21 protein-coding genes are annotated in these 22636 nt (G+C 44.2%); 20 read left to right on the forward strand and 1 reads right to left on the reverse strand.

What is annotated here, in order from left to right:
• Positions 1-10: 10 nt before the first annotated feature.
• The 20 genes from AC13DA_RS14400 (at position 11) to AC13DA_RS14495 (ending at position 21799) form a co-directional block, all read left to right on the forward strand.
• Positions 11-1198, forward strand: a complete 1188-nt coding sequence (locus AC13DA_RS14400) for a sensor histidine kinase (protein ID WP_284450551.1) — start codon at positions 11-13, stop codon at positions 1196-1198.
• Positions 1195-2580 carry a sigma-54-dependent transcriptional regulator gene (locus tag AC13DA_RS14405; protein ID WP_284450550.1) on the forward strand — a complete coding sequence of 462 codons (1386 nt, stop codon included), beginning with the start codon at positions 1195-1197 and terminating at the stop codon, positions 2578-2580. Before AC13DA_RS14400 ends, AC13DA_RS14405 begins: the two co-directional genes overlap by 4 nt.
• 42 nt (positions 2581-2622) lie before the next feature.
• Positions 2623-2958, forward strand: a complete 336-nt coding sequence (gene fliE / locus AC13DA_RS14410; RefSeq protein WP_007144622.1) for a flagellar hook-basal body complex protein FliE — start codon at positions 2623-2625, stop codon at positions 2956-2958.
• A 30-nt stretch (positions 2959-2988) separates the two neighbouring features.
• Positions 2989-4677 (forward strand): flagellar basal-body MS-ring/collar protein FliF, encoded by a 1689-nt coding sequence (fliF, locus tag AC13DA_RS14415; protein ID WP_284450549.1) that lies wholly within the window; start codon positions 2989-2991, stop codon positions 4675-4677.
• Entirely contained in the window at positions 4677-5687 is a 1011-nt protein-coding gene (gene fliG / locus AC13DA_RS14420) for a flagellar motor switch protein FliG (RefSeq protein ID WP_007144624.1), read from the forward strand. The genes fliF and fliG overlap by 1 nt, the downstream gene beginning before the upstream one ends.
• Positions 5674-6366, forward strand: a complete 693-nt coding sequence (locus tag AC13DA_RS14425; protein ID WP_007144625.1) for a flagellar assembly protein FliH — start codon at positions 5674-5676, stop codon at positions 6364-6366. The genes fliG and AC13DA_RS14425 overlap by 14 nt, the downstream gene beginning before the upstream one ends.
• On the forward strand, positions 6359-7783 hold the full coding sequence (fliI, locus tag AC13DA_RS14430; protein WP_482945992.1) for a flagellar protein export ATPase FliI: 1425 nt from the start codon (positions 6359-6361) through the stop codon (positions 7781-7783). Before AC13DA_RS14425 ends, fliI begins: the two co-directional genes overlap by 8 nt.
• Positions 7784-7810: 27 nt before the next feature.
• Complete coding sequence (fliJ, locus tag AC13DA_RS14435) at positions 7811-8257, forward strand: flagellar export protein FliJ (protein WP_284450548.1); 447 nt, start codon at positions 7811-7813, stop codon at positions 8255-8257.
• A 153-nt stretch (positions 8258-8410) separates the two neighbouring features.
• Positions 8411-8689, forward strand: coding sequence for an STAS domain-containing protein (locus AC13DA_RS14440; RefSeq protein ID WP_007144628.1), 279 nt, complete (start codon positions 8411-8413; stop codon positions 8687-8689).
• 39 nt (positions 8690-8728) lie between these two features.
• On the forward strand, positions 8729-9091 hold the full coding sequence (locus tag AC13DA_RS14445; RefSeq protein WP_007144629.1) for a response regulator: 363 nt from the start codon (positions 8729-8731) through the stop codon (positions 9089-9091).
• A gap of 4 nt (positions 9092-9095) precedes the next feature.
• Entirely contained in the window at positions 9096-11252 is a 2157-nt protein-coding gene (locus AC13DA_RS14450; RefSeq protein ID WP_284450547.1) for a chemotaxis protein CheA, read from the forward strand.
• A gap of 3 nt (positions 11253-11255) precedes the next feature.
• The gene (locus tag AC13DA_RS14455) at positions 11256-11762 is read left to right on the forward strand and encodes a chemotaxis protein CheW (RefSeq protein ID WP_007144631.1); all 507 of its coding nucleotides are present in this window, start codon (positions 11256-11258) and stop codon (positions 11760-11762) included.
• Positions 11762-12544 (forward strand): ParA family protein, encoded by a 783-nt coding sequence (locus tag AC13DA_RS14460; RefSeq protein WP_284450546.1) that lies wholly within the window; start codon positions 11762-11764, stop codon positions 12542-12544. The genes AC13DA_RS14455 and AC13DA_RS14460 overlap by 1 nt, the downstream gene beginning before the upstream one ends.
• The gene (locus AC13DA_RS14465) at positions 12531-15299 is read left to right on the forward strand and encodes a methyl-accepting chemotaxis protein (protein WP_284450545.1); all 2769 of its coding nucleotides are present in this window, start codon (positions 12531-12533) and stop codon (positions 15297-15299) included. The genes AC13DA_RS14460 and AC13DA_RS14465 overlap by 14 nt, the downstream gene beginning before the upstream one ends.
• Before the next feature lie 33 nt (positions 15300-15332).
• Positions 15333-16169 (forward strand): CheR family methyltransferase, encoded by an 837-nt coding sequence (locus tag AC13DA_RS14470; protein ID WP_284450544.1) that lies wholly within the window; start codon positions 15333-15335, stop codon positions 16167-16169.
• Positions 16166-16804, forward strand: coding sequence for a chemoreceptor glutamine deamidase CheD (gene cheD, locus AC13DA_RS14475; protein ID WP_284450543.1), 639 nt, complete (start codon positions 16166-16168; stop codon positions 16802-16804). The genes AC13DA_RS14470 and cheD overlap by 4 nt, the downstream gene beginning before the upstream one ends.
• A 7-nt stretch (positions 16805-16811) precedes the next feature.
• Positions 16812-17879 carry a protein-glutamate methylesterase/protein-glutamine glutaminase gene (locus AC13DA_RS14480; RefSeq protein WP_284450542.1) on the forward strand — a complete coding sequence of 356 codons (1068 nt, stop codon included), beginning with the start codon at positions 16812-16814 and terminating at the stop codon, positions 17877-17879.
• A gap of 39 nt (positions 17880-17918) precedes the next feature.
• Positions 17919-19091: a methyl-accepting chemotaxis protein gene (locus tag AC13DA_RS14485; RefSeq protein WP_284450541.1), complete on the forward strand. Its 1173-nt coding sequence runs from the start codon at positions 17919-17921 to the stop codon at positions 19089-19091.
• Between the two features lie 70 nt (positions 19092-19161).
• Complete coding sequence (locus AC13DA_RS14490; protein ID WP_284450540.1) at positions 19162-20562, forward strand: flagellar hook-length control protein FliK; 1401 nt, start codon at positions 19162-19164, stop codon at positions 20560-20562.
• Positions 20563-20605: 43 nt separating this feature from the next.
• Complete coding sequence (locus tag AC13DA_RS14495; protein WP_007144639.1) at positions 20606-21799, forward strand: methyl-accepting chemotaxis protein; 1194 nt, start codon at positions 20606-20608, stop codon at positions 21797-21799.
• A 53-nt stretch (positions 21800-21852) separates the two neighbouring features.
• Here AC13DA_RS14495 and pyrF read toward each other — a convergent pair whose 3' ends face one another.
• Complete coding sequence (gene pyrF, locus AC13DA_RS14500) at positions 21853-22545, reverse strand: orotidine-5'-phosphate decarboxylase (RefSeq protein WP_284450539.1); 693 nt, start codon at positions 22543-22545, stop codon at positions 21853-21855.
• Positions 22546-22636 lie beyond the last annotated feature (91 nt).

Genomic DNA, 22636 nt, shown 5'->3' on the forward strand with positions numbered 1-22636 from the left:
AGCAAGAAACATGAATCTGAAATTATCGGTGGGTGATGATTTACAAAAATCGCATTACCAAAAACAACCCTTTTCAAGAGACATTGATCTCAGCACTATTTCTAATGTCAGCCATATATCGGCTGAACAGACTAAAAAAGCCTCATCTCAGGCTGACCAATTAGCAAATCGCCATAGTCGTTTACTCGCGGTTCTTCCTGCTGGTGTCGTTGTATTGGATGGCTCTGGCTTTATTCAGGAAGCGAACGAAGCGGCTGTATCCTTACTAGGCGAACCGCTCTCAGGTGAACGCTGGGTCAATGTGATTGAACGCGCTTTTGATCCCAAGCCCAGCGATGGTCACGATGTTTCACTGAAAGATGGCCGTTTAGTTCATATCTCAACCAACCCGCTGGGTCATGAACCAGGACAAATCATTCTATTGCAGGATGTGACTGATACCCGAACTTTACAAAGCAAAGTGTCACATTTACAGCGACTATCCACCATTGGCGAAGTTACTGCAAGACTTGCTCATCAAATCAGAACGCCATTATCTTCTGCGATGCTTTATCTGTCTCCATTACTCAAAGAAGGGGCTGACGAACAAGTAAAACAGCGGTTTGCATCACGGGTGAAAGAGAGTCTCTCTCATATGGAGCAATTGATTCGTGATCTCTTATCTTTTTCACGTGGAAATATGGCTGCCCCCTCACCAGTAGCTCTGCAAGAGTTATTGAGCCAACTTGAGCAGCAGTTCTCCGCTCAAAATGATGTGGAAAGCAGTGATGTCAGACTGACCATTTCGAATCATGTTAATGATGGCTATATCTATGGCAGCCAATCTGCATTAATTAGTGCAATTACGAATCTTCTTAACAATGCACGTCAGGCATGTGAGCCGCATGGACATATTGAAGTAAAAGCAGATTACGCCATCAACGAAGACGATGAGCAATGTATCAGCATTAGCGTTAATGATAATGGTGAGGGCATGTCTGCTTCAGTGCTGAACCAGGTACTGACTCCCTTTTATACCACTCGTTCGAATGGCACAGGCCTCGGTTTGGCTGTCGTTCAGTCAATAGTGAAGGCCCATAGAGGTCACTTAACAATTGAAAGCGAGCCTAAAAAAGGCAGTTCGGTGACCATGTTTTTCCCTCTTTATACATCATCAAGTTCATCATCAGATGAAGTCACGCAGGAGGTTGCGTTATGAATCCATCTAATATTTTAGTGGTTGAGGACGATGCGAATCTTCGTAGAGCATTATGTGACACACTTGAGTTAGCAGGATACCGTGTGACCGGAATGGAGCATGGGCAATCAGCATTAGATAAAATCGCCAGTGAACCTGTCGGTTTATTGCTAAGCGACTTGCAAATGTCACCTATGGATGGGCATACCTTATTAAAGCGGGCAAAAGCCATGATGCCGGATTTACCCGTGGTCATGATGACAGCTTATGGCACTGTACAAAGTGCAGTAGATGCTATGCATCAAGGCGCTTCTGATTATCTATTAAAGCCATTCGAAGCGGATGAGTTATTGCAGCGGGTGCAACGCTATATTAGTGATCTTGGAACAGAAGAAGATGATATGGTGGCTCACGCTCAGGCATCTAAAGAGCTGCAAGCTATCGCCAAACGGGTGGCGGACAGTGATGCTACGGTCTTAATTAACGGGGAAAGTGGCACAGGTAAAGAAGTACTAGCCCGTTATCTTCATATACATTCAGCAAGAGCTTCTGCCCCCTTTGTTGCCATCAACTGCGCCGCTATCCCTGAAAATATGCTGGAAGCCACCTTGTTCGGTTATGAAAAAGGGGCCTTTACCGGTGCCAGTCAAGCCTATGCTGGTAAATTTGAGCAAGCAAACCATGGCACGATTTTGTTAGATGAAATTTCAGAAATGGATTTATCTCTGCAAGCGAAGTTATTGCGTGTATTACAGGAACGTGAAGTTGAACGGATTGGTGGTAGAAAAGTCATCCCACTTGATGTCCGGGTACTCGCCACTACCAACAGAACATTACGCGATGAGGTAAAAGCGGGTCGTTTTCGAGAAGACTTATTTTATCGTCTTAATGTGTTCCCACTTGAAATTTCACCACTTAGAAAACGTATAGATGACATTTTGCCACTATCTAATCGATTACTGGCTCGCCATGCCAGTCACAGTCGACGCGTAGCGCCCTTGTTGGACGAGGCAGCACAATCCCGATTGTTGTCTCACTCATGGCCAGGCAATGTCCGTGAATTGGATAATGTGCTTCAGCGTGCCTTAATACTGCAATCAGGCCAGTCAATTACGGCTAAGGATATTATTTTTGAGGCAGTCTCTGGTCAGGAGTTGGATCATACTACGGTGAAATCAGACGTTTTGCCTGTTCAGGGAGATAATAAGCCCGTGCTAGAAGGTTATGACCTTCGTTCACAGGAGCAGCGTCATATTCTAGACATGCTGGAAAAATATCAAGGTAGTCGAAGACTTACAGCTAAAGAGCTGGGAATCAGTGAACGGACTTTACGCTATAAGATTGCCAAATTCCGTGAGCAGGGGGTGGAAATCCCCGAAAAACTTGGCAAGAAGTCTGCATAGAGCAACTAACAGCGTCATTTTTTAAGCGGAGTTCAGAGAATCATGATCAAAGCTATCGATCCGAATCAATTACTTACCCAAATGCGAGCTTTGCAAGCCCAGGCATCACCTGCAACTCAACCACTTTCCGCCGATAATGCTGAAAGCAATGGTCGGGTTGATTTTGGCAATGTGATGAAACAAGCGATAGGTGAAGTCAATAATTTGCAAAAAACATCAGGCGACTTAAAAACGTCGTTTGAACTTGGCGATCCGAATGTCAACCTGGCTGACGTCATGATTGCATCAGAAAAAGCGAGTGTGGCTTTTGAAGCTACCTTACAAGTCAGAAACAAGCTGATTGAGGCTTATCAAGAAGTTATGCGCATGTCGATTTAGTCGGCGAACATTTCTGAGTAGAGACAATATATGGAAAACGCACCTGCTACTACCGGCCCTCAAGCTAATATGCCGGCAGCCCGACCAACGACGGCTTTGGGCGCCATGCAAGCTAATATTTCACGACAACCTGTAGTTAAGCAGGTTCTATTTTTATTAGCTATTGCTGCCAGTATTGCTGTCGGTGGTTATGTGCTGATGTGGTCACAAACGCCGTCTTATCAAGTGCTGTTTGGCAATATGGCACCGGCGGAGTCTTCTGAAGTTGTCGATGTTTTGCAGCAAATGAATGTGGATTACAAATTAGATCCAACCACTGGGGCGGTGTTAGTACCGGCGGCTGACCTGCAGACGTTGCGTATGAAGTTGGCTGCAGAAGGGTTGCCCAGAAGTGCGGCATTAGGCATGGAAATGCTCAATCAGGATCAGGGTTTTGGTACCAGCCAGTTTATTGAGCGGGCTCGTTATCAACGTGCCATGGAAGAAGAGTTATCCCGTTCTATCGCTGAACTGAATAATGTCAGAAGTGCACGTGTGCATTTAGCGATTCCCAAACAGTCTGTTTTTGTGCGTGATCGTAAAGATCCCACCGCATCTGTTGTAGTGCATCTATATGCAGGCAGAACATTGGATCAATCCCAGGTCGCTGCCATCACACATATGGTCGCATCCAGTGTGCCAGATATGAAAAATGCCGATGTGACGATTGTTGACCAGCGCGGTAATTTGTTAACGCAACCAGAACGGGCTGCCGGTGTTGCGATGAGTGATACTCAGCTTGAATATACCCGTAAAGTTGAGCAGATCTATATTGACCGTATCGAGAATATTCTGTCTCCCATTGTTGGGATGAGCGGTGTTCGTGCTCAAGTCGTGGCAGATATTGACTTTACAATGTCTGAACAAACGCATGAAAGTTATAATCCAGATATGACAGCCGTCAGAAGTGAACAGCTTCAGGAAGAAGAACGTGTTGGCAATGGTGGCCCGTTTGGTGTGCCAGGAGCGCTCAGTAATCAACCGCCTGGTGGTGGTGTTGCGCCTGAACAAGCGGCCCCAGATAATGCGGCAAATGGTGAAGAGACAACAACGACAACCACAACACCTGGCTCAAGCAGAAAAAGTACAACACGTAATTTTGAACTAGACAGAACGATCAGCCATACCCGCATGGCGCCTGGCAATGTTAGAAAACTAAGTGTAGCTGTACTTGTTGACGAAAAACGTAGCGTTGATGCGGAAGGCAATGTGACCTCTCAGCCGCTGTCAGAGTCAGAAATGACACGCATTAATGCACTTGTAATGGATGCCATTGGGTTCAGTAAAGCACGTGGCGACAGTTTAAATGTGGTGAATGCCCCATTCATGGCTCCTGAAGCGGTTGAAGCCTTGCCAGAAAAACCTATCTGGGAAGAACCTTGGGTTTGGAATTTAGCAAAACAAGTCGGTGGAGCACTGGTGGTTCTGTTCCTTATCTTTGGTGTTATCCGTCCCGCATTCAGAGATATGACCAAAGTACCTGTGTCTGAAAATGATGACGAAAATTTATCGCCGGAAGAAGTTTTAGCCAGAAGTAGCAAGAGTGGTGAAGAGATTGCTAAACTGACTACTGGTTCGGAGAAGATGGAAGAACAACTATCTAATGTCCGAAGTTTAGTGCAACAAGACCCTGCGCTCGTAGCGCAAGTAGTCAAAAACTGGACGGCGGGTGATGCCTAATGGCAGAAGAAGTCAGAAAACTAACAGGCACGGAAAAAGCAGCTGTTTTTCTTCGCTCTATAGGTGAAGAGGAAGCGGCAGCAATACTGAAGCATATGGGGCCGAAAGAGGTGCAGAAAGTCGGTCAGGCCATGGCGACGTTACAAAACGTGACGCGCGAAGAAGTCCAATCAGTCTTAAACAGTTTTGTGACCACTGTCGAACAAGAAACTGGCCTTGGTATTGGTTCTCATGATTATGTTCGTAAAATGCTGGTGGGTGCATTAGGTGAAGACCGTGCTGGCAGTTTATTAGATCGTATTTTATCTGGCAGTAACACCAATGGTCTGGAACAGCTCAAATGGATGGATGCCAGAGGGATTTATGAAATCATTCGTCTTGAGCATCCGCAGATCATTGCCATTGTATGTTCTTTTCTGGATGCGGATCAGGCAGCGGGTGTCTTGTCTTTATTTCCTGCAAGGGATCAGGCGAATGTGATATTGCGTATTGCCACGCTTGATGGTGTTCAGCCTTCTGCGTTGACAGAGCTCAATGAGATTCTGGAAAAACAATTCAGTGGTGCAGCAGGCGCACAATCAACGATGGTGGGCGGTCTGAAAACAGCGGCAGATATCCTTAACTTTGTTGATGGTACTTCTGAAGCGGCCATCATGGAAAAAATCAAAGAGAGCGAGCCCGATCTTGGACAAAACATCGAAGATCTTATGTTTGTCTTTGAAAATCTTATCGATGTCGATGATCGTGGCATGCAAACATTGATGCGTGAAATTCAGACTGATCAATTGCAGCTGGCACTAAAAGGTGCTGATGACGCATTGAAAGAGAAATTCCTACGCAATATGTCACAACGTGCAGGTGAAATGATGCGTGATGATTTAGAAGCGATGGGGCCTGTTCGTTTAAGCGATGTAGAAGCAGCGCAAAAAGCCATTCTTGCTACAGCACGAAGCTTGTCTGATAAAGGCGAAATTATGCTAGGCGGAGGTGCAGGTGATGACTTCGTCTGATGACACGCTTGTTACCAAACAAGCTGATGTCTTATCTGCGGATGAAATTGCTGATGCTATAAAACGCTGGGAAGCGCCAAGAATGGTGGCGGTCACGGATGTGGATGATAAGGATGCTCCGCAAGTGCTTGATGTGAAAGCCATTGAGGCATTACAACAACAAGCACAGGAAGAAGGCTACAAAGTTGGCTATGAAGAAGGCCACCAGGCTGGTTTTGCCGATGGTCAGCAAGCAGGACTGAAAGATATTCAGTTGCAAGTCGAAAAGCTTCAGCAGATGCTTAATACCTTACAACAGCCACTGACAGAATTGGATGAGATTCTGGAAAAAGATTTAGTTAACCTGGCTATTACCATGACGCGGCAGCTAGTTCGCCGGGAGTTAAAGCATCAACCAGAACACGTTATTGGCGCAATGCGAGCGGCGCTTGAAGCCTTACCGATCAGTGATCGTCAACTCAAAATTTATGTTCATCCTGACGATCTGCATATCATCCAGAAAGGGTTATCTTTAGAACACGATTCAGACAAATACCAATGGATAGAAGATCCTTTACTCACTCGCGGTGGTCTGCGCTTAGAAACCCCTGATACCAGCGTCGACGCCACGGTTGAGTCCAGGCTGAACAGCATCATCAATAAAGTGCTTGGTGATGAAAGAGATGCTGACAATGAGTAATATTGAGCGTCAGTCCCGATTACAAAATAAGTTGATGCAATATCAACAACGATTGGATTCGGATGATGAGCAGAGTGTTTTAATTGAAGGACGTTTGACCAGGATGGTTGGATTAACGCTCGAAGGCGTTGGCTTTCAGGTGCCCATTGGCAGCCGCTGTGAGATTATTGGCAAAGGACAAAAGCCCATCGAAGCAGAAGTGGTCGGATTTTCAGGTGAAACGACCTTTTTGATGCCCACAGGCGATATGCGTGGATTAGTGCCTAACGCTAAAGTCAGACCTGTACGAAGTGATTCACAAGTACCTGTAGGTGAAGCCATGCTGGGCCGGGTAGTGGATGGTGCAGGTAAACCACTCGATGGTAAAGGTCCTTTAAGAGTTCATGACAAGGTGCCTTTACACGGTGAACCGGTTAATCCGTTGGCGCGATCGCCTATTCGTCAACACCTCGATGTTGGGGTACAGAGTATTAATGCCTTGCTTAGTATTGGCCGAGGGCAGCGTATGGGGCTGTTTGCGGGTAGTGGTGTTGGTAAAAGTGTGTTGTTGGGCATGATGACACGATTTACTGAGGCCGATGTTATCGTAGTTGGCTTGATTGGTGAACGTGGCCGAGAAGTAAAAGAGTTTATTGAAGATATTCTCGGTGAACAAGGCATGGCAAGATCCGTTGTTGTCGCTTCACCCGCTGACCATTCCCCCTTAATGCGACTGCATGGTGCCATGCTGGCAACCAGCATTGCTGAATACTTCCGGGATCAAGGTAAACAGGTTTTATTATTAATGGATTCCTTGACTCGTTTTGCTCAGGCGCAGCGTGAAATTGCCTTGGCGATTGGTGAGCCACCCGCAACGAAAGGCTATCCACCATCAGTATTCTCATTATTACCACAATTGGTTGAACGCGCTGGCAATGGAGCTGTTGACGGTGGAGCTATTACGGCTATCTATACGGTATTAACGGAAGGTGACGATCAGCAGGATCCTGTGGCAGACGCGGCTCGGGCCATATTAGATGGGCATATTGTTTTATCTAGGCAGCTAGCCGAGTCTGGGCACTACCCAGCGATTGACGTAGAAGCATCAATAAGTCGTGTCATGCCTCATATTGTAAGTGAAGAACACTTAAAACAAGCACAGCAATTCAAGCAGATTTACTCAACTTATAGACAAAACCAAGATCTTATTAGTGTAGGCGCCTATAGTAAGGGTAGTGATCCTGCCATTGATGAATCCATTGCCATGTTCCCAGCGTTAAGGCAATTGTTGAGACAAGGCATGAATGAAGCGGTTAACTGGCAACAAAGTGATCAGCGATTGAAGCAAGTACTTGAGTTAAGAAATCAATTACAAAACCAACAGCAGAATGTGGCACAGACACCGATGCTAATGGATGGTAATACTCGCCGTTTTTAATATTATTGCTCAGCGTGGAGTTGATAAATGAGTCGTAGTCGAAAACTTGATCCTGTTATCGAAATGGCTCGGAAAGCAACAGAGTCCGAGTTACAAAAACTTGGTCAACAAAATGCCTTACTTCAACAGGAGCAATTCCAGTTGGATGATCTCCTTCAATATCGGGCCGAGTATCTCTCGCGCTTTCGGCAAGCAGATCCCATGGTGATGACTGCAAAAAAAGCACTCGATCTGAGAAGCTTTTTAGCTAAATTAGACCAAGCTATTCTTAGTCAGGAATCACAAGTCAAATCAGCCAATGAAAAAGTCCAGCGTCAGCAAAAAATGTGGTTGCAGGCCAGAAATAAGGAGCAGGCTATTGATGCCTTAATGGCACGGTATGAAGCCACAGAGCTCAAAAAACAATTAAAAAGAGAACAAGTCGAAACGGATGAGCATACAAACGGTGTATGGCTGAGAAACCGAAATAAATAAAATGAATACCTAATTTTCAATAGTTGCAAAATTAAGATAATTTTTTTTGAAAAGAGGCCGATACCAGTAAAACATGTAAAAGGCATAGTGAAGATGAATCAGCCAAGATAAAGCTGAGACGCTATAGCCGAGGGAAATAGAAGGAATAGAAAAATGGCTGACTCGATTTCCGAAATAAACTGTGCTGAATCGGTCACGATCGCACAGGTTGCAGATATATATGCGCAGCTGTTAATGGCGATGGCTGAAGGCCAGGCTATTCAAATTAATTTAGGTCAAATTGAACGTATCGATACAGCGGTCATTCAACTTTTCTATGCGTTCTATCGTGATGCTCAACTTCAGGGGCTGGTTGTCATTTGGTCAAATCCCAGTCAACTTTTTTGTGATGCTGTCGATAGATTAGGTATCAAAGCATTTTACGCACAATAAAATATAAAAAACTAATATTAAAGAAGGAGCTTTTTTGTTATGGCTAATATTCTCGCAGTCGATGATTCTGCCTCAATGCGGCAAATGGTCACCTTCACTTTGCAAGGTGCCGGACATAAAGTCACCGTAGCAGATGATGGTAAACAGGCCCTGGATATAGCTCAAAAACAGTCTTTTGATTTGGTCATTACTGACGTCAATATGCCGGTAATGGATGGCTTGACTTTAACCCGTCAATTACGCCAATTATCCACGTTTAAGTTTATTCCTATACTCGTACTAACAACTGAAGCCGGACCAGAAAAGAAACAAGAGGGTCGTGCTGCTGGTGCAACAGGCTGGCTGATTAAACCGTTTAATCCTGAACAGCTGTTAGCGACGGTGAAAAAAGTCTTGGGTTAATCATATGAGCATCGACGTCTCCCAGTTTCATAGCATATTCTTCGAAGAAAGCTTCGAAGGTCTCGATATTATGGAAAGTGGCTTGCTTAGCATGTCGCAGGGAGAAATCGATGATGATACGGTCAATGGTATCTTTCGTGCCGCACACTCCATCAAAGGAGGGGCTGGCACCTTTGGCTTTAGCAATATTTCTGAGTTTACACATGGATTAGAGACCCTCCTTGATCAAATTCGTAATGGCGAACGCGAAGCAACGGATGATGTGATTGAAACATTACTTTCAGCTGTAGATACACTACGTGAAATGTTAACAGCTGTTCAAGATAGTTCAGAGGTAGATACAGAAAAAGTCAAACAAGTATCAAAGGCGCTTGAGCAAATTTTACTAGGTTCAACGTCTGATGATGTCGACAAGGTAATGGATGAGGTTTCTGATGCGGATGTGAGCGCATCAGAGCCACTAACTCAAACGTGGCTGATTAAGTTCAAACCTCTATCTCATATGCTCCAGACGGGAAATGAACCTATTCGGATGTTCCGTGAATTAGCGGAGTTGGGGGCGTTATCTGTCGAGGTGAATGAGGAGGAGCTACCTCCGTTTACCGATCTTGATCCTGAAATCTGTTATTTGAGTTGGCAACTGACTTTATCGGGTGACGTTGATGAAGCAGCGATAAACGAAGTCTTTGAGTGGGTGGATGGTGATTGTGAGCTGAGTATTGAGCGGCTTGAACAAAATGTGCCTGATATCGAGCCTGCTCTGTCGGCACATGAATCTGAACAGATTGATATCCATGAGCCCATGATTCCTCCTAGTTCACTGACGGAGGGTGAAACAGTCGAACCCGAAGTTCCATCGCCAAGTGCAACTGAAGCCCAACTCAAAACATCAGCTGAGATTGATCATCTCACACCGAAAAAAAATGAAGTTTCGCCTAAAAAGAAAGCCGTGACTCCGGATGCTTCTATTCGTGTTGGCACAGATAAAGTTGACTCACTGGTTAATCTTGTTGGTGAGTTAGTGATTACTCAGTCAATGCTGGGGCAGATTGGTGAGAATTTTGATATCAACATGCTACCTCAGTTGATTGATGGTCTTGAACAGTTAGAACGTAATACCCGTGAGCTACAAGAAAGTATCATGCGAATTCGCATGTTGCCTATTAGTTTTGTCTTTAACCGTTTCCCTCGGCTGGTGCACGATATGACCAGTAAGTTGGGAAAACAAGTCGAGTTAGTTCTGAGCGGAGAGCAAACTGAACTTGATAAAACAGTGATGGAGAAAATAGGTGATCCTTTGGTTCATCTGGTGCGTAATTCATTAGATCACGGCTTGGAGACACCCGAAAAACGTCGAGCTGCTAATAAATCTGAAACCGGCACGCTAAAACTTAATGCCTACCATCAGGGGGGCAATATTGTCATTGAAATAAGTGATGATGGGGCCGGTCTAAACGAAGACAAAATTTTAAATAAAGCGATCGAGAAAGGTTTAGTTGATCCGAACGAAACACTCCCCCCAGAAAAAATACACGAACTCATTTTCTTACCAGGATTTTCTACAGCAGACCAAGTCAGCGACTTATCTGGTCGTGGGGTTGGAATGGATGTGGTTAGAAAAAATATTAATAGCTTAGGTGGTGCTGTTGAGGTCAAATCGGAATCTGGTATTGGTTCTACATTTACTATTCGATTGCCATTAACCTTAGCCATTATGGATGGTCAAATTATCCAAGTTGCCGATCAACGGTACATTATTCCATTGATTTCGATTATTGAGTCAGTTGAAGTCGAAGCGGGTAGAGTCAACAGAGTAACGGGTAAAGGCGAGCTCTATAAAATACGTGATGAGTATGTGCCAATAATCAGGCTGTCGAATGTTTTCAATGTAGAGGGTGGCATAGAGGATTTGCAGGCTGGCTTACTGGTGATTGTTGACTGTGAAGATTATAAGGTGGGGTTATTTGTCGACGAGTTGTTGGCACAGCAACAAGTGGTTATCAAAAGCCTGGAGACCAATTTCCGCAAAGTTAAAGGTATCGCTGGTGCAACGATTCTAGGCGATGGTGCCGTCGCTTTGATTCTGGATATTCCAGGATTAATGGCAATGCATAGAGAACCTTCTCAGGTCAGAAAGAACTCATCAGGAAAGGTGGCTTGAGCGATGTCTGAAATCACTACAGAAAACGAAATACTCGATATTCTTGATGTTGTTGATAGTGTCGATGATGGTGCGCAGCAATACCTCACATTTGAACTTGCAGATGAGCACTATGGCGTTGAAATTCTACGGGTTCAGGAAATTAAAGGCTGGGATAATGTGACGCCGATTCCAAATACGCCTGCTCATGTTTGCGGAGTGTTGAATCTTCGTGGCGTGATTGTGCCAATTGTTGATCTGAGATTGTTATTTCAAATGCCTTTTAATCCATACACAAAAACAACAGTGGTTGTCGTTTTGAAAGTAGAAGGTATCACTGATCGTGTTGTCGGTATTGTGGTTGATGCGGTATCAGAGGCGCAGAACGTGGACCCTCAAATGATTTCAAACGCACCTGACTTAGGCACTGTCGTCGACACCAGTTTTATAAAAGGCATCACCAGTAACGATGAATATATGCTGATGTTATTGGATATCGATAAATTACTCAGTGTAGAGCAGGTAGGCTGATGACTACTGGCCATGTTCGTGTAATTGCCATTATGAACCAAAAAGGCGGGGTGGGGAAAACCACTACCACCGTTAATCTTGGGCACGCACTTGCTTTGCAAGGCAAACAAGTGGCGTTGATCGATATGGATCCTCAGGGACAAGTGGCGACAAGCCTGGGCCTGGATAATCAGCAACTAGGAATTGATGTTGTTTTACTTGAGGGTGAAGCGATTGATGTCGTCAAGCACCAGGCACGAGATAAGTTGGATCTAGTACCAGCGGGACCGCGCTTGAATGAGTTTGAACATATCAACGAGGGTGGTGTTGAACGTGGTCACCGACTACGAAAAGCAATCGAAGAGTCCTCGTTATCGGCTTATGATTTTGTCTTAATAGATTGCCCACCCTCTTCAGGGTTACTTGGTGTCAATGCCATGTTTGCTTCCAGCGAACTTATCGTTCCAGTGTCAGGGGATTACCTGTCACTACAAGGCTTATCTCGTATGATGCAAATTTTAAAACGGTCAGAGGAAATTTCAGGACATCGCATTCGACTTTGGCTGGTTTCGACCCGTATGCAATTGCGTCGGAAATTGACTGCTGAGGTCCGCAAGCGAGTGCTTAAATATTTCCCAGGCAGGGTGTTATTTACCCCTATTCGTGAAAACGTTGCACTAGCAGAGTGTCCCAGTTTTGGTAAAACAATTTTTGATTATCGGAAAAAAAGTGCTGGTGCGGAGGATTACTTCACTCTGGCCAGCGATGTATTAAACAGGAGAGCGGCTGATGGCCAAGAGTAAAAACGTCATGGGTAACGACCCGCTCGCCTGGTTAACGGTTGATAGTCAAACGTCGACTCAAAGTGTGCATGCTGATGAAACTGAACAGGCGGCTGAGGTTGATTCATCTACCGAGACTGAACTTCCTGAAAAAACACCTATTGAGTTAGTGGAGGAGAGTTTTACTTTCATCGCCGCTAAAGGTGAACTATTGGTTGCTGATTTTTATAGTGAACTTTTTGCATCACAACCACAGTTACAGCGCTTGTTTAGTGGTGTGTCACAACAGGGGCAACAGAAAAAATTATTAGCAGCGATAGTACTGTTGGTACAAAACCTGCGTCATCCAGCTCTACTGGACAGTTATTTGACAGAATTAGGTAAACGCCATGTTTCATATGGCGTGAAAGAGGCGGATTACCAAGCCGTTAAAAATTGCCTGCTCACTGTGCTGGAAAAATATGCTGAATCTGCTTGGTCACAAGCTGTTGCTTCAGCCTGGAATGAAACACTGGATAGCGTTATAAAAAAAATGACGACGGACGAAGAGTCCGTGGAGGAGAGAGACATGGCTGTTAATCAAAAAGCTGATAAAGAAATCCTAAATAGAGCCAATGCGCTTGATAATGCGGTAACGGCTGTGATGATGATTGATAGAGATTTCACTATTACGTACGCCAACCAATCAACACTAAACATGTTGGGTGAGCATGAAGAAACCCTAAAATCGGTCTATCCTGGATTCTCTGTCAAAGGTCTGGTTGGCAGCAACATTGATCTTTTTCATAAAAATCCAGCTCATCAAAGGCAGATGCTTAGTAATCCTGATAATCTGCCACATCAGGCTGACATTAAAGTGGGACCACTGGCTTTTAGACTGAATGTCACAGCAATGATGGATGAAGAAGGCAACTACATTGGTAATATGCTCGAATGGCATAACGTCACTGCAGAGAAGCTGCGAAATGCTGATATTCATGGCCAGTTTGATGCCTTGAATAAAGTGATGGGCGTCATCAGTTTTGAATTGGACGGTACCATCATCGATGTGAATGATAATTTTCTCAAAGTAGTGGGTTATAGTCGAGAGGATGTCGTAGGGAAGCATCATCGAATGTTCGTTTCGCCTGAATCTGCTCAAAGCGTCGAATATGCTGAGTTCTGGGCAAAATTAAACCGTGGCGAATTTGATAGTGGTGAATATAAACGGGTTGCCAGAGGTGGCAAGGATATTTGGCTACAAGCTAGTTACAATCCTATTCTGGATATTAATGGCAAACCTTTTAAAGTCGTTAAATTTGCAACGGAAATTACAGAAACAAAATTGCAGCGCGCCAATTTTGAAGGTCAAATTTCTGCCATTAACAAAGCAATGGGTGTAATCAGTTTCGATATGGACGGCACCATTCGCAGCGTGAATGATAATTTCCTCAATGCTGTCGGTTATCAGCGTGAGGAGGTTGTGGGTAAACATCACCGTATGTTTGCTACACCTGAGTTAGCGAAAAGTCCTGAGTATGCAGAGTTTTGGGCAAAACTCAATCGTGGAGAGTTTGACGCCGGGGAATATCAACGTGTAGGAAAAGATGGAAAAGATATCTGGTTACAAGCCAGCTATAACCCCATTTTTGATCTAAATGGTAAGCCTTATAAAGTGGTTAAATACGCTTCAGATATTACTGATCAAAAACACTTGCAGTTTGCCGTTCAACAAGCGTTATCAGCGACATCCACCGTGATGAATGCATTGGCGCAAGGTGACCTCACCAAGTTAATGGATGGTGAGTTTGAGGGCGAGTTTGCGCTACTTCAGCAAGCGGTGAATGGTTCAATTACAAAAATTTCATCCATTGTGCAGGACATCATCGAAGCGTCGATCAGCATTTCTTCTGCAGCGAGTGAAATTTCACAAGGTAATACTGATTTAAGTCAGCGAACAGAGGAACAAGCTTCCTCACTGCAAGAAACCGCAGCGAGTATGGAAGAGCTCACCAGTACCGTCAGACAAAACTCCGATAATGCTCGTCAGGCTAACCAGCTTGCCGTGGATGCAAGGAGTAAGGCTGAAAAAGGGGGAAGCGTCATTCAGGAGGCCATTCAAGCGATGGCGGCAATCAGCACTTCCAGTAAGCGCGTTGCAGATATTATTGGTGTTATTGATGAAATCGCCTTTCAAACTAACTTGCTCGCATTAAATGCCGCTGTAGAAGCGGCTCGAGCAGGTGAACAAGGCCGTGGATTTGCCGTGGTTGCGTCAGAAGTACGTAACTTGGCACAGCGTTCAGCCGCTGCGGCAAAAGAAATTAAAGAGTTGATTAATGACAGTGGTGAAAAAGTCAGGGAAGGTTCTGTTTTAGTCAATGAATCTGGCAAAACCTTAGAAGAAATTGTCGAGGGAGCGAAAAAGGTTGGGGACATTATTTCTGAAATCGCCGCTGCCGGTATAGAGCAAACATCAGGTATCGAGCAAGTTAATCAGGCAGTGACTCAGATGGATGAAATGACGCAGCAAAATGCAGCGCTAGTAGAGCAAGCGGCGGCGGCGAGTGAATCCTTAGATGAACAAGGGAAGCATCTGGAAGAAATGATGATGTTTTTCAAAACAGATTCTGATGCGGCATCCCCCAAACAACGTGCTGTATTAGCTGATGCCGCGGCACCAAGAAAAGAAGTAAAAGCCATCAAAGCAAGGCCGGAGTCGATGGCGACAGCAAAAACAACAAGTCGTCAGGTGATGTCAAATCATCAAGAAAGTGATGAGTGGGAAGAGTTTTAAGGCCAGCGGGTCAGGTTCTGGAGCTGTATTCTCATGGATAGAACTGCGCGGGAATTTGAGTTCTCGGACAGGCATTTTTCTAAAATAAGTGCTTTCGTAACCGCGCACACCGGAATTTTATTGCCACCGGCAAAAAAAGACATGGTGTATAGCCGGTTATCGAAACATGTTCGGAAATTGTTTCAGGGAAGCTTTGACACGTTTTGCGATGCTATCGAAAATGGTGATGATGAAATAAAAGAGCTATTAATCAATGCCATTACAACCAATCTGACAGCTTTTTTTCGGGAAAAGCATCATTTTGATTATTTAAAACAATATGTTTTTCCAGAGCTAATGCTCAAAAATAAAACGACTAAAAGAATACGTATCTGGTCTGCTGGATGTTCGACTGGAGAAGAGCCTTACAGTTTAGCTATATGCTTACATGAGTTTTTCAATGACAAAAAAGACTGGGATGTAAAAGTTCTGGCAACCGACTTAGATGCCAATGTTCTAGAGCAAGCTGCGTCGGGTATCTATGCCATTGAACGTCTCACCCAGTTCTCAGAGAATGAAAAAAAATCTTGGTTCACCCGAGGCAAAGTGAATACTGACTTAGTGAAGGTCAAGAGTTTCTTACAGAATTATATTGTTTTTAAAAGATTAAACCTGTTACACACCTTCCCAATGCGAGGGCCATTTGATGTGATATTTTGTCGAAATGTCATTATTTATTTTGACAAAGCCACTCAAAGAGATTTATTCCATCGATTTGCTGAAAAGATACTGCCCGGTGGTTATATGTTTATAGGGCACTCAGAAACGCTATTTAACATTAGTGAACAGTTCGTTTCTGTTGGAAACACAATATACAGACGACAGTCATGATGGCTTTACTTCCTGTTCTACCAGCTGCAATAAAGGGGTTTGAAGACGTTAATCGTTACTGGGATAGCTACGCTCAAGCCTGGGTTGCAAAAATTCTACCTGGACAACTCTATGTGAGTTGTAGTGATGATGAGGTGATTTCAACAACCTTGGGGTCTTGCGTTGCGGCTTGTATTCGTGATCGAATAAAGGGTATTGGTGGCGTAAATCACTTTATGCTGCCATGGACAGAAAATGCGCCAAGTGAAACATGGAAAGGCATGGCAACACGTTATGGCAGTTTTGCCATGGAGTCTTTGATAAATGAGATTTTAAAGGCTGGTGGCGAACGCTGTAACTTAGAGATGAAGGTTTGTGGTGGGGCTCGCATCATAAACGGAATATCGAATGATATTGGTCGTAAAAATAGTGACTTTATTCTTAGTTTCGCTCAAACCGAGGGCATCCCTCTGATTGCTTATGATCTTGGAGACATTCATCCTCGAAAACTGATGTATTACCCCAGCACCGGACAGATGTATGTCAAACGTATTCAACAACTTCACAATGATACTGTTTACCAGCGGGAGTCTCAGTATCATGAACAATTAAAAGCCGCGCCCCAGAGTGGTGGCGTAGAGTTATTCGACAGGTAGGGAAGGAATGAAAAAGATTTCTGTTATTGTCATTGATGATTCAGCTTTAGTCAGAAAGCTACTATCAGAGATCCTCAATTCCGACCCTGAACTGGAAGTAGTTGCGACAGCTGGAGACCCTTATCAGGCTAGAGAAAAGATTAAACAGTTTAATCCAGATGTGTTAACGCTGGATGTTGAAATGCCAAAAATGGATGGGGTGACATTTTTACGTAATCTGATGCGGTTGAGGCCAATGCCTGTAGTTATGGTGTCAACACTGACAGAAAAAGGCGCACAAATCACCCTTGAAGCAATGGCCTTGGGTGCATTTGATTTTGTAGAAAAACCCAAATTGGATTTATCTCAAACTCTGGCCACCTACTCCGATGAAATTATCAGTAAAGTGAAAGCAGCGGCGGGCGTTCAACCTGAACAATTGAACCAAAAAGCGATGCTGCAAGTAGATGAGCGTTTAACAGCCGATGCGATTATTGCTAAGAGTTCAAAAAATATTCCTTTAAAAACCACTGAAAAAATTGTTGCCATTGGGGCTTCCACTGGCGGAACAGAAGCAATAAAAACAGTCTTGTGTGCATTGCCAGCCAATGCGCCAGGTATTGTGATTACACAACATATCCCTGCGAGCTTCAGTGCGCCTTTTGCGGACCGTGTGAATAAAATGTCGGTGTTGAATGTCAGTCAGGCAGAAGATGGTGAGCAAATACTGCCTGGACATGTATATATTGCCCCAGGAGACAAACATCTTTTAGTTGAGCGTAGTGGAGCTCGTTACTATTGTCGATTGAATGATGGTCCCGCAGTATCACGTCATAAACCCTCAGTTGATGTTCTCTTTCGTTCGGTTGCTCAAAATGTTGGAGCAAATGCGATTGGGATTATGTTGACCGGAATGGGCGATGATGGCGCTAGGGGCATGATGGAGATGAAAGAAAATGGGGCGAGTAACATTGTTCAGGATGAAAAAAGCAGTGTTGTCTGGGGTATGCCCGGCGCGGCCTACAAGCTGGGGGCGGCGGAATTGATGCTACCGCTGGATAAAATTGCTCAAGAGATCATGAAACAGGGTCGATAATGTTCGATACATACGCGAGAGTTAATTAAGGACGATATGATGAAAAATCCGTTTGATAAAAAACATATTATTGCTTTCCTATCGTCCATAGGGTTTGTTATAGCCGCCTTATTTTTCGTGAACTGGCTGGCGGCGTTATTGGTTCTATTTGCCTCTGTTTCAGTATTTTTTTTATTGCGTGAGAATGTGTCAGTTCAAATGCAGACAGCGGTTGCTACGACACAGCTATCATCGGCGGATATCGATGATTTAAAAAATGAAGTAGTCGGTGATATCACGCTTCAGATCGAAAATATACGTGCAGAGAATGAGCAAATTTCTGCATTGTTGACAAATGCCGTGCAATCTTTGGGTGATAGTTTCCAAGGTTTGAATGAACAAGCTTCAAATGAGGATGATATGCTTCATAGCTTGGTTGATCATAGAGATGGTCAGCAAGGTCTGTCTGAGTTCATAAAAGAAACCGAATCGGTTATGAGCTTTCTTGTGCAAACCTTGCTAAAAAATTCAGATGATAGCCGTTTGGTAATGGATAAACTGGATGAAATTAATCAGAGAGTAGACGGCGTAATTTCTTTGCTAGACGACGTAAAAGATATCGCATCTCAAACAAACTTATTAGCCCTAAATGCGGCGATAGAAGCAGCAAGAGCAGGAGATGCCGGGCGTGGATTTGCTGTTGTTGCAGATGAAGTCAGAAAACTATCACAAAAATCTGATGACTTTAGTGATGAAATAAATAAAATCACTATGCAGGTTAAGTCAACCATTGACGAGGCAAGTGATGTCATTTCTGAGTTGGTCTCTGCCGATACAGATTTAGTAATGAACAGTAAAGCCAAAGTAGCAGAAATGACCACTACCATGTCAGCACTGAATGATAAAACGCAATCCGTGATATCTGGTACGAGTGAGATTAGTCATCAGATATCTGGCCTGGTAAACCAGGCGGTAACATCACTTCAGTTTGAAGATATGTGTCATCAGTTAAGCGAACATATGGATAAGCGTTTAAATACAGTGTCAGCACTTATCAATGTAATTAGTGAGATCCCCTTGTCATCGGATAGCGATGCTGATCTAGCAGCATGTCAGCAGAAATTTCTAGAGGTCAAAAAAACAGTAGCTGAACTCCAGAATAAAATAGATGAAACAAAACACAAATCGGTCTCACAAAAAAGTGTCGATGCCGGAGATATCGAACTCTTCTAAATACTGGCACATTGCTTGCTCCTAACTCCATGAACAGGTCGATAACGACGATAGAGTAGGGAGAGGCGTTATGCCACAAAGTGTTTCTATACAAACCGATAGTGTTGTCAGCACTAAGCCAGCACATACCAAAGAAGTATCGAAGGATAACTCTTTCTCTGAAACGCTTGATAAACATATCAATACAGCAGAACAGAGGTCTACCGAGTCAAATAAGTCGCAAACAAAATCAGTTGAAAGCCGCGATAATAAGGCGACCGATAAAACGGAAAAGGATGAGTCTGTCACAACAGAAGCGGACAAAAAGACGGAAAAAAGCGACAACGATGACGGCAAGAAATTGCCGTCTGAGGACAAGGTCAGTGATAAAGATACTGATACTAAAAATGATGCGGAATCACCTTCCGAGGATTCTGACATAGCAGCTTCGCAAACAACTTTTGTCGTTGTCCAATCGCCAGAAACAAAAGTACCCGTAACCAGCAACGATGAAGTTAATGTCGCGGCCGAAGGTGACGCTGCCGTAAAAAAATCAGTGACGGCGCCGTCTGTCACATCAACTTTAGAACCTCAAAAACAATCAACATCATCTACTGAGGCTAACTCAGAAACCAATGCGCTTAATAAAAAACAAGCTGACGCCAGCCTGGTTACGGTAACGGAGACAGAAAAAGCGGTCATTAAACAAACTCAAAATTCGACAGATGAAAAAGTGCCCAATTTTGCCAAGGCACTGCAGTCGATGAATGAAGCTGACGGCAAAACCAGTGAAATTCGTGCCGACATCATGGATGCTATTAAAAGACAACGCCAAAGAGGTGATGGTGAGCAGGTTACTAATGTTAGGAATATGATGGCAGCACAAGCCGAAAACAAAGATAAAACAGATGTTGACCTGCTTGGTATTCGTGCTGATAAAACAATTCAAGAGCGGATAGTAGGTAGTACATCGGCTACTGCGACCTCTGTGAACATTAGCGCAACATCATCACAGACAGGATCCACTTCAACACCAAGCACGTCTGTGGTCAGCCTGCCCGTTCAGCCGAATATACAAAGCTCAGCATGGTCACAAGTGATGAATAGCCGTGTCATCTGGATGGCTAAAGAAGGTATTCAGCAGGCTGAGTTGAAAATGAACCCGGCTAATTTAGGTCCAGTTGAAGTAAAACTCCATGTACAAAATGATCAGGCCAGTGTAACTTTTCTCGCACAACACTCCACAACAAGAGATGCGTTGGAACAGGCTTTGCCAAAATTACGAGATAGCTTTGCAGAAAATGGTATTCAGCTGACGCATGCTGAGGTGGGGCAGCAACAGCATCAACAGCAACGAGAAGATCAGCCACAGCAAACACAGAATTCTCAGAATTTTACTCAAGCCCGTGGTCAAAGTGACGATATAATGACTGAAGCCGAGGAAACGCTAGGTTCTGCTAGAGAAGAAAGTGGTCTTAGTTTGTACGTCTGAGGCATAAAATAATAATATTAAGTTCAATCCGGGAGAGACGGACGTGTTCAAACTTGAAAATTTCTCTTTGAGAAAACGCATGTATATCATTGGTGGTCTTGGTGTGGTTGCCTTATTGGGACTACTGCTGCTTGAAGGCTATATGTATCACTCTGGTATCAAGGAAATAGAAGCACTGTACATTGCAGCAATGTATGTTGTGGTAGCAAGTATTTTAGTGGTGGCTATTGCCCACTACATCGGTCGATTCGGTGACAAGCGCGCGATGACCTTAGTTGGTGCAATTCAGAACATCAAAAAAGGTGATTTGACTCATAAAGTAGCTATCTCTGGAAAAAGTGATTTTAGCTGGATGGCATTTGAACTGGACAGTGCCAGAAAAAATGTTGCTAACCTGGTTCACACTTTAGTTGGTGGTGTAACTCAGCTCACGTCAGCTAGTCAGAATATGCAAGCTATCAGTAAAGAAACGGTTGATGGCGTATTACGCCAACAGTCAGAAACGACACAGGTGGCGACAGCTATGAATGAAATGACCGCTTCAGTTCAAGAAGTGGCGCGAACAGCTTCCAGTGCGGCAGAAGCTGCTCGAAATGCAGATACAGAAGCTAAAGCAGGTAAGCAGGTGGTAATGGAAACCATGCAAGCCATCGACTCCCTAGCTACCGAAGTTGAAAAAGCGGCAGAACAATTGAGCAGCCTGGAATCAGATATCGGCAATATCGGTGCAATCGTTGATGTCATTCGCGGCATTACTGAACAAACCAACTTACTTGCATTGAACGCAGCTATTGAAGCTGCCCGTGCAGGTGAACACGGTCGAGGCTTTGCGGTGGTCGCCGATGAAGTCCGCACGCTGGCTGCCAGAACACAATCATCTACTCATGAAATAGAAGAGATGGTTGAACGCCTGCAGCAAGGTGCTCAGGTAGCGGTAAAAGTCATGAACGAAGGTCGTGAGCGAGCAAAACACAGTGTTGAAAAAGCATCCAGTGCTGGTGCTGCTTTGGATTCAATCACTGCGATGATTTCCACCATGGATGAAATGAGTGCACAAATTTCTAGTGCAGCGAATGAACAGTCTTCAGTGGCTGAAGATATCAACCGTGGTATTGTGAATATTAGTCAGGTTGCTGAGCATACCGCTGAGGGGGCGAGAGAGTCTTCTATTGCTGTAGAAACATTGAGTAATCTGGCGACGCAGTTACAAGAAGCGGCAAGTAAATTTAAAGTATAAATGTGCTTTAAAATATAGAGATAAAAAAGCCCGGTTTACCGGGCTTTTTTTATTCAGAGAAGACTTTTTTCAATATCTGCCAACGCCTGCATTGGATCACTTGCCGCGGTAATTGGTCTGCCAATCACCAGATAATGGCTTCCAGCTTCTATTGCTTGTTTTGGTGTCATAATCCGATGTTGATCTCCAACATCACTACCTGCAGGACGAATACCCGGCGTGATTAATTGGAAAGCCTCGCCTAGATTTTCACGAAGCGCACTAGCTTCCTGAGCAGAACATACGACGCCATCTAAGCCGCTGCTTTTAGCCATTTTTGCCAAACGAATTACCGTATCAGACATCTTACCGCTGAGACCAATTTGCTCAAACGTAGTTTGATCCATACTGGTAAGCAAGGTAACACCAATCAGAATTGGTTGAGTAGAAGCGCTGTCAACAGCTTCTCTGGCTGCTTCCATCATCGCTGCACCACCTAAAGTATGTACATTGAGCATCCAGACACCCAGATCAGCAGCGGCTGCACAGGCTTTGGCAACGGTATGAGGAATATCGTGATATTTCAGATCAAGAAACACATCAAAACCGCGGGAGACTAGGTCAGTGACTACACTTGGACCAGAGCGGGTAAATAACTCTTTCCCTACTTTTACGCGTGCACGCTTTGGATCAATTTGATCGGCCATCTGCAGGGCATCATTGGCTGTAGCATAGTCAAGGGCAACAATAATTCTCGGGTCTGACATTGATTTCTCCAAACTGACAATGACCGGGATCCTACCTCAATTGCGTCAGTTTCGCCGTTAATATCAAGAAAATGTTATTCTGTCCGGCGTT

The organism is Methylophaga sp. F-2 (genome assembly GCF_056859315.1).